At 67.6% G+C, this 7,695-nt stretch carries 9 protein-coding genes; all 9 read right to left on the bottom strand.

Translation table 11 applies throughout. The features are described 5' to 3' along the window. Nucleotides 1-1,016: DUF3300 domain-containing protein (locus AC27VE_RS07730; RefSeq protein ID WP_488703481.1), on the bottom strand; the 1,016-nt coding region annotated here is incomplete at its 3' end. 118 nt (nt 1,017-1,134) lie between these two features. After that, nucleotides 1,135-1,350, bottom strand: coding sequence for a TOBE domain-containing protein (locus tag AC27VE_RS07725; RefSeq protein WP_006227327.1), 216 nt, complete (start codon nt 1,348-1,350; stop codon nt 1,135-1,137). Between the two features lie 68 nt (nt 1,351-1,418). Beyond that, entirely contained in the window at nt 1,419-2,324 is a 906-nt protein-coding gene (locus AC27VE_RS07720) for an ATP-binding cassette domain-containing protein (RefSeq protein ID WP_488703480.1), read from the bottom strand. Nucleotides 2,325-2,349: 25 nt separating this feature from the next. Continuing rightward, the gene (locus AC27VE_RS07715) at nt 2,350-3,177 is read right to left on the bottom strand and encodes a MetQ/NlpA family ABC transporter substrate-binding protein (protein WP_488703479.1); all 828 of its coding nucleotides are present in this window, start codon (nt 3,175-3,177) and stop codon (nt 2,350-2,352) included. A 16-nt stretch (nt 3,178-3,193) separates the two neighbouring features. Continuing rightward, entirely contained in the window at nt 3,194-3,856 is a 663-nt protein-coding gene (locus AC27VE_RS07710; protein WP_088591273.1) for a methionine ABC transporter permease, read from the bottom strand. Further along, complete coding sequence (locus AC27VE_RS07705) at nt 3,856-4,656, bottom strand: methionine ABC transporter ATP-binding protein (protein ID WP_454676040.1); 801 nt, start codon at nt 4,654-4,656, stop codon at nt 3,856-3,858. The genes AC27VE_RS07710 and AC27VE_RS07705 overlap by 1 nt, the downstream gene beginning before the upstream one ends. A 28-nt stretch (nt 4,657-4,684) precedes the next feature. Then, complete coding sequence (locus AC27VE_RS07700; protein WP_488703478.1) at nt 4,685-5,920, bottom strand: acyl-CoA dehydrogenase family protein; 1,236 nt, start codon at nt 5,918-5,920, stop codon at nt 4,685-4,687. Between the two features lie 10 nt (nt 5,921-5,930). Further along, nucleotides 5,931-6,518, bottom strand: a complete 588-nt coding sequence (locus AC27VE_RS07695) for an ABC transporter permease (protein WP_488703477.1) — start codon at nt 6,516-6,518, stop codon at nt 5,931-5,933. After that, the gene (gene ssuD / locus AC27VE_RS07690; protein ID WP_006227334.1) at nt 6,518-7,690 is read right to left on the bottom strand and encodes an FMNH2-dependent alkanesulfonate monooxygenase; all 1,173 of its coding nucleotides are present in this window, start codon (nt 7,688-7,690) and stop codon (nt 6,518-6,520) included. The genes AC27VE_RS07695 and ssuD overlap by 1 nt, the downstream gene beginning before the upstream one ends. Nucleotides 7,691-7,695: the final 5 nt, after the last annotated feature.

The raw sequence follows: 7,695 nt of genomic DNA, 5'->3' as shown, positions 1-7,695 counted from the left end.
CCCGGAATCGACTGCCCGGTGCGTCCCTGGAAGGATTGCGCGGCGCGGTCGCGCGCCGCATCGCGAGAATTGGGCGCACCTGCGGCGCCAGGCGGTCTTCCGCCCTGGCCTTGCCCCGGCCGCTGTTGGCCCGCCTGGCGGTTTTGCAAGCCGGCCTGGCGCTGGTTGTCGTAGCGCTGGCGGTTGGCCTGATCTTCATAAGGCGTGTTGCCGCGGTTGGCGGGATTGTGCTGCCACGCCACGTTATTGTTGTTGGCGTTGTTGATGCGCTGGTTGACGTTGACGTTGTTGTACCGGTTGACGTTGATGTCCACGTCGTTGTGTCCCCAGTTGAATCCGCCCCACATGGAATCCACGGCGGCCACGCCCAGGCCGAAACCGATGCCGGCCACCAGCGAGGTCGCGAACACCGAGCCCGGCGGCGGCGGATAGTAGTAAGGGGGATACGAGGGATAGGCCCAGGCGCCATAGACCACGGTCGGGTTGTAGCTTGGCACGTAGACGACTTGCGGATCGGCGGGCTGGATCACCACCACGGTCTTGTTGTCGGTGGTGCTGGAGGTCACCTTCTGCTGCGGCGTGCTCTTCAGGTTGCCGGCCTTTTGCGCCTGCGCGCGCAGCCGCTGGACCGAATCCATCACGCCGTCCGGCTGCGCCAGGAAGGCGTCGCCCACGGATTTCACCCAGTCGGGCTGCCGGCCCATCAGGTCCATGACCGACGGGAACGCCATCAGCGACTTGACGCTGGGGTCCCAGGTTTCGCCTTCGACGGCTTTGACTGCCTTGTCGCCGGATTCCGACGTGTGCGCGGCCGACCACTTGGCGGCGGCGGCGATGTCATCGGGGTAAGTGGCCCCCATGAGTATCTGCGACAGCAAGGAATCGGGGTACAGCGCGATCGGCGCCATCAACTGATCCAACTGCCCATTGTCCAGCTTGGTCTGCGCCACCGCGGGCAGGCAGACCGCCAGCCCCAGGCATAACCAGCCGATGAACCACCCTTGCAGTCGACGCATGAACCGTTCTCCGTGAAGCAACGCATAAAGCTACAAGCCAGGAGGAAACCGCCGGATATCGCGCTGACAATATATGCCTAACGCCGGCGCAAGGAAAGCGCCGGCGCCGTCGTTGCATTCACAGTTTGGCGACGGACACCTCGGTCGCCTTGACGAAGGCCAGGACTTCGGTGCCCACCTGCAAGTCCAGTTCCTTGACCGAACGCGTCGTGATCACCGACGTCACAATGCCCGCGGGCGTATCGACGTCCACCTCGGACACCACCGGACCCAGGATGATTTCCTTGATCTTGCCGCGGAACTGGTTGCGGGCGTTGATGGATTGAATGCTCATGGTTTGCTCCTGAAAGGGAAAGGGCGGCGCCGTCATGGCGCCATTGCGTGAATGCGGGCTGCGCGGCGCTATACCGCCAGCCGTAAGTGCCGGATCTGGATCACCGGCGCCAAGGGCCGGTCCGCGTCCGGCGGTTCGGGTTCTTTCAACACGGCGCGCAACACGCGCGCCGCCAAGGCGGAAAACGCCGGTGAACCTCGTGCGCGCGGGCGCGCCAGTTCCACCCGTTCGTCGAACACCACCGCGCCGTCATCGATGACGAGGATGCGGTCGGCCAGCGCCACGGCCTCGTAGACATCCCGCGTGGCCAGCACGGCCGTGAAGCCGTCGCGCCGCCAGGCCTGTTCGATGGCCGCCTGGGCCTCGATGCGCGTCAGCGCGTCCAGGCCGCCCAACGGTTCATCCAGCAGCAGCAAGCCCGGCCGCCGCGCCAGCGCGCGCGCCAGGGCCACGCGCTGACGCTGGCCTTCGGTCAATTGCGCCGGCCAGTCGCCACCGCGACCGGCCAAGCCCGCTTGCCGCAGCGCCTCGCCGGCCCGGGCCCGCGCGTCGCCCGGCAGGCCCAGCGCCACGTTCTGCCATACGCGCTTCCATGGCAGCAGCCGGGGGTCGGCGAACAAGAAGCGCACGCGGTCGTCGCTGGCCCATTGCGGAAAGTTGTCGAACAGCACCGGCGAACGCGCGGGCGGGCCGCCTTGTTCGCCGGTGGGCCGCTCCAGGCCGGCCAGGATGCGCAGCAAAGTGCTCTTGCCCGTGCCCCCGCGCCCCGTGACCACCACGAATTCGCCCGCGGCGATGTCGAGGTCCAGTCCGTTGAGCACGCTGCGCGCGCCATGGCGCTTGGCCAGGTTGCGCACGGTGACGCGCAGCGCCCGCCAGCCGTCCTGCCCCGAATCCGGCGCCTCGTCATGCCGGGCGCGCCCCGGCACCTCCAGGTGCTGCAGCAGTTCGAACTCGTTCGGATGGACAAACATGGCCGTGCGCTCCCGCCGGACAACCCTAGCGGGCCGCTTCCAGCTTCTGCTGATAATCAGTCTTCACGAAACCGGCGAACGACTTCTCGGTGACCGCCAGGAACTCCCGCGACGCATAGGCCGCAGCAATATCCTTCACATAGGGCTTGTCCAGGTCGGCCGTGCGCACGGCCACCAGGTTCTGGTAGGTGGGCGTGGTCTTCTCAAGCGCCAGCGCCGAAGTCAGCTTCAGCCCCGACGCCAACGCAAAGTTGCCATTCACGAACGAGTAGTCGGTATCGTCCAGCGATCGCGGCAGTTGCGCGGCTTCAAGCGGAATCAGCTTGATCTTCTTCACATTGACGGCCACGTCCTTCTCGGACACCTGCAAGGGGTCATAGCCTTCGCGCAGCTTCACCCAGCCCAGTTCCTGCAACACCACCAGCGCGCGCGCCTGGTTCGTCGGGTCGTTGGGCACGGCCACGCTGACGCCATCGGGCGCGGCGTCCACGCTCTTGTACTTCTTGCTGTAGATGGCGATCGGCGCGGTAGGCACCTTCACCAGTTCGGACAATTCCAGCTTGTTCTTGGCGGCGAAGTTCTTCAGGTAGACCACGTGCTGGAACGCGTTTGCGTCCAGCGCGCCTTGCGCCAGCGCGAAATTCGGCTGGATGTAGTCGTTGAACTCCACGATCTTGACTGTGTAGCCCTGCTTCTCCAGGATGGGCTTGATGCCCAGCTTGATCTGGTCGCTATAGGGGCCGGCTGTGGCGCCGAACACGATTTCCTTCTTGGCCGTGTCCGCCGCGTGCGCGGCGCCGGCGACGGTCAGCGCGGCCAGCGCCGCGATCAGGGTAGAGCGGGGAAATGCCATGGGAGTCCTCTTGGATTCAACGCTTGTCGATGCGGCGCGCGACGGTATTGCCCGCAACCTGGATGATCTGCACCAGCACGACGAGCAGCGCCACCGTCAGCACCATCACGTCGGTCTGGAAGCGGTAGTAGCCATAGCGGATGGCCAGGTCGCCGATGCCGCCGCCCCCCACCACGCCGGCCACTGCCGAGTACGAAAGAAAGCTCACCGCCAGCACCGTCAGCGCCAGCACCAGGCCCGAACGCGCCTCTACCAGCAACACGCGGCGCACGATCTGCAGCTCGGACGCACCGGCGGCGTGCGCCGCCTCGATCACGCCGCGCGGCACGTCGCGCAGGCACTGTTCCACCAGCCGCGCAAAGTACGGGATCGCCGCGAAAGACAGCGGCACCGCCGCCGCCACGGGTCCGATGGAGGTGCCCGCGATCACGCGCGTGAAGGGCACCAGCGCCACCAGCAGGATGATGAACGGGAACGAGCGCACGGTATTCACCGTCCAGCTCAGCAGCCGATGCACCACGGGTCGGTCCAGCGACTGGCCCGGCCCGGTCAGGAACACCAGAACCCCGAGGGGCCCGCCCAGGAGGATCGACGCCGCCAGCGCGATCGCCAGCATCAGGAAAGTCTGGCCGACGGCCACGCCCAGCTCGGGCAGCAACTGCACAAAGGTATCCAGCATCATGCGACCTCTTCGTAGGGGTGGGTGGCTTCGCGGATGAGTTCGCGGCCCAGCGCAGAAGACAGGTGTACGTTGGCGCCCGAGATCTCGGCCTGCTCCAGCACCTGCCCGTTCTCCATCACGGCCACATGGCGGCACAGGGCCCGCACCACGGCCAGTTCGTGCGTGACGATCACGATGGTCACGCCCAGGCGCTTGTTGATGTCGCGCAGCACGGCCAGCACCGACCGCGTGGTTTCGGGGTCGAGCGCCGAGGTGGGTTCGTCGCACAGCAGCACGGCGGGCTCGCTGGCCAAGGCGCGCGCGATCGCCACGCGCTGCTTCTGCCCGCCCGACAACTGCGCCGGGTAGCTGGCGGTCTTGTCGGTCAGGCCGACGATATCCAGGCAGTCCCGCACGCGCGCGGCGATCTGTTCACGGGTGCGCCCGCCATGCACCCGCAACGGGAAGGCGACGTTTTCGAACACGGTCTCGTTCTGCAGCAGGTTGAACTGCTGGAAGATCATGCCGATGTGCTGGCGCGCGCCGCGCAGTTCGCGCTTGGACAGCGCGGTCAGTTCGGTGCCCGCCACGTGCACCGCGCCCGCATCCGGGCGTTCCAGCAGGTTGATCAGGCGCAGCAGCGTGGACTTGCCCGCGCCGCTCTTGCCGATGATGCCGAAGGTGTCGCCGGCGCGGATCGACAGCGACACGTCGCGCACGGCATCAAACCGGCCCGCACGCGTGGCAAACGCCTTGCTGACGGAATCCAGGCGGATCACCGGCTGCGGCACGGCGGGAAGGGGGGAAATCTGGCTCATCGCGGAGTTCCGGTCAGGGTCGGGCGCATCAGGAATACGCGGTGGGTTCGGGAATCTGGTCCAGCAGCGCAAAGCGTCCCAGGTCGCGGACCTTGTAGGCCACGGGGTCATGCAACGTGTGCACGCGGGCATTGCGCCAGAAGCGGTCATAGCCGTGGCGCGCGGCGGTGGAGCTGGCGCCCGTCACGTCGAACAGGTCGGAACCCACTTCCAGCGCGGCGCGATGGGCCAGCACTTTTGCCTGGGCGCCGGCCACGGCCACCTGCCCGCGCTCGTCCGCCGTCACGGAAGGCCCGCGCGCCAGCGCGGCATCCAGCGCCAGGCCTGCCTGATCGGTCAACGCCTCTGCCGCCTGCACCCGCAACCAGAATTCGCCGAAGCGCTCCTGCACATAGGGGTCATCGGCGTGGCGCTGCACGCCCGACGAAAACCACGGCCGCGCGTCGTCGCGCACATAGCGCCGGGCTTCCTGGTAGGCGCCCTGCGCGATACCCAGGTACAGATTCGTCATGATCAGCTGGGCGATCTGCGAGCGCAGTGTGGCGCGCGGGGTCGGCGTCGTGCCGGGCGCCTGCAGCACGTGGATCGATTCCAGCCGGACGTGGTCGAACCGCACCGTGCCGCTGTCAGTCTGGCGCTGGCCGAACGCGTCCCAGTCCGGATTGACGGTGATGCCGTCGGCTCGCGTGGGCAAGGCCGCGATCAGCGCGGTATCCGACGCCTTGTGCCACGCCGAAATCGTCAGCAGGTCCGAGCCGACCGAACCCGAGCTGAAGCCCTTCACGCCGTCGATGCGATAGCCATCGAGTTCGGCGCGCGCGATCACGCGACGGTCCAGCGGATTCAGCGCATTGCCCCAGAACAGATTGCGCTCGACCGTCGGCCCCAGGAAATAGGCGTGTTGCTCGGGCGTGCCGTAGAGCAGCACGCCGGCGATCTGCAGATGATGGAAGCCGAAGACGTGCGCCAGGGCGCTGTCGGCCTGCGCCAAGCGCCGCACCGCATGCAGCACGGTCGACCAGCTGGCGCCCGCACCGCCGTAGGCGGTGGGCACCGACAGGCGCAAGAGGCCGCTTGCACGGATCAGTTCGCGCTCGGCGGCCGCGTGCCCGCCCTGGCGGTCTCGTTCGACTGCGGTGGCGGCCAGTTGCGCCGCCAAGGCGTCCACCGCGCTTGCGGAGTCCGCCGCCCGCGACGGCGCGACGCCGGCGGGGTCCGGATGCCTGGCGTCCCGCGCGTCTTGAAGGGATTGAATCTTGGCCATGATTGAGTTCCTAGTAAGCGCCAGCGCGATCCGGCACGAAGGCGGCATCCCAGCGCAATGCGCGGCGCGCCAACACGCGGACGAGCGCATCCGTGGCAAGGGCCAACAGCGCGTAGAGCAGGATGGGAACGAACGCCGCGTGGTCGCTGCCGGATCCCGTGGCGGCGATATCGACCGTCACCCGCAACACCCAGAACAGCGCCAGCGCCAGGCGCGCGCCGGCCAGCAGCGTGGGCAAGGCGCCGGGCAGGATCACGTCGCGCCACAGCGGCCAGCCGGCCAGGCCGACCGAACGGCCCATTTCGATAAGCTTCCGATCCCCGGTACGCACGCCCCGCCAGCCACCCAGCACGGCCCCCAGCAATGCCGCCGCGGCCGCACCCCACAGGCCGACCCGCAGCGGCGCCCACAATTCGCCCGAGCCGGCGGCCGAGGCCGCGGCTGACAGCACCGCGGACGGCGCGGGCAGGTCACGCGCGAGCGGCCATCCGGCCAGCGACGCCAGTTGCCAAAGCGCCAGCAACCCCGCAGCCGCCACCCAGGGCACAAGCGCCTTGCGCACCGGGCGGTGGCGATGGGAGGGGCTGGCGGCGGCCATCAGCTTGCCGATTCCTTCGGCACCAGTTCAGTCGCCATGACTTCACCGAACGGCCCCGTCAGCACCGTGTTGCCGACCTGACGCTGGCCCTTGCCGGGCAGCAGCGGAAACACCAGTTCGGCAAAGCGGTAAGACTCTTCCAGATGCGGATAGCCGGAGAAGATGAACGTGTCGATGCCCAGGTCCGCGTATTCCTGGATGCGCGCGGCGACCGTCTGCGGATCGCCGACCAGCGCCGTGCCCGCCCCGCCGCGCACGAGTCCCACGCCGGCCCACAAGTTGGGGGATATCTCCAGATGCGAACGGCCGCCCTGGTCGTCGCTGAGCTTGCCGCCATGCAAGGCGGCCATGCGGCGCTGGCCTTCCGAATCCATCTTCGAGAATGCAGCTTGCGCGGCGCGCACCGAATCTTCGCTCAAGTGGCTGATCAGTTCGTCCGCCGCGGCCCAGGCGGCGTCCTCCGTTTCGCGCACGATGACGTGCAGGCGGATACCGAAGCGCACCGTCCTGCCATGCTTGGCGGCGCGCTCGCGCACGTCCGCGATTTTCCGCGCGACAGCCTCGGGCGGTTCGCCCCACGTCAGGTACACGTCCAGCTGTTCGGCGGCCAGCTCATGCGCCGCTTCCGACGAGCCGCCGAAATACAGCGGTGGATATGGTTTCTGCACGGGCGGGTAGATGACCTTCCCGCCTTTGGACACCAGTTGCTCGCCCTGAAAGCTGTAGCCTTCGGCCTCGTGGCTGTTTTCCAGGATGCCGCGCCAGATCTTCAAGTAGTCGGCGGTGATCGCGTAGCGTTCGTCGTGGCTGACGAAGACGCCGTCGCCTTCCAGTTCACCGGGGTCGCCGCCCGTCACCACGTTGACCAGCAAGCGGCCTTCGGACAAGCGGTCGAACGTGGCAGCCATGCGCGCTGAGAATTGCGGCGAACTGACGCCCGGCCGGATCGCCACCAGGAACTTCAACTGGCGGGTGGCGCCGATCAGGCTGGAAGCCACTACCCAGGCGTCTTCGCAGGACCGGCCGGTAGGCAGCAGCACGCCGTCATAGCCCAGCGTATCGGCGGCCACGGCCACCTGGCGGAAGTAGTCATAGCTTGCGGCGCGCGCGCCTTGGCTGGTTCCCAGGTAGCGTGAATCGCCATGCGTGGGGATGAACCAGAAGACATCCATTGCAA

The sequence above is a fragment of the Achromobacter sp. 18P8.1.1 genome (assembly GCF_057799415.1).
This window is presented reverse-complemented; position numbering and strand designations above follow the sequence as displayed.

What these genes read in the sequence shown, in the direction of transcription:
- AC27VE_RS07725 (WP_006227327.1), bottom strand. Translation starts at nt 1,350, where the DNA reads ATGAGCATTCAATCCATCAACGCCCGCAACCAGTTCCGCGGCAAGATC.
- AC27VE_RS07720 (WP_488703480.1), bottom strand. Translation starts at nt 2,324, where the DNA reads ATGTTTGTCCATCCGAACGAGTTCGAACTGCTGCAGCACCTGGAGGTG.
- AC27VE_RS07715 (WP_488703479.1), bottom strand. Translation starts at nt 3,177, where the DNA reads ATGGCATTTCCCCGCTCTACCCTGATCGCGGCGCTGGCCGCGCTGACC.
- AC27VE_RS07710 (WP_088591273.1), bottom strand. Translation starts at nt 3,856, where the DNA reads ATGCTGGATACCTTTGTGCAGTTGCTGCCCGAGCTGGGCGTGGCCGTC.
- AC27VE_RS07705 (WP_454676040.1), bottom strand. Translation starts at nt 4,656, where the DNA reads ATGAGCCAGATTTCCCCCCTTCCCGCCGTGCCGCAGCCGGTGATCCGC.
- AC27VE_RS07700 (WP_488703478.1), bottom strand. Translation starts at nt 5,920, where the DNA reads ATGGCCAAGATTCAATCCCTTCAAGACGCGCGGGACGCCAGGCATCCG.
- AC27VE_RS07695 (WP_488703477.1), bottom strand. Translation starts at nt 6,518, where the DNA reads ATGGCCGCCGCCAGCCCCTCCCATCGCCACCGCCCGGTGCGCAAGGCG.
- ssuD (WP_006227334.1), bottom strand. Translation starts at nt 7,690, where the DNA reads ATGGATGTCTTCTGGTTCATCCCCACGCATGGCGATTCACGCTACCTG.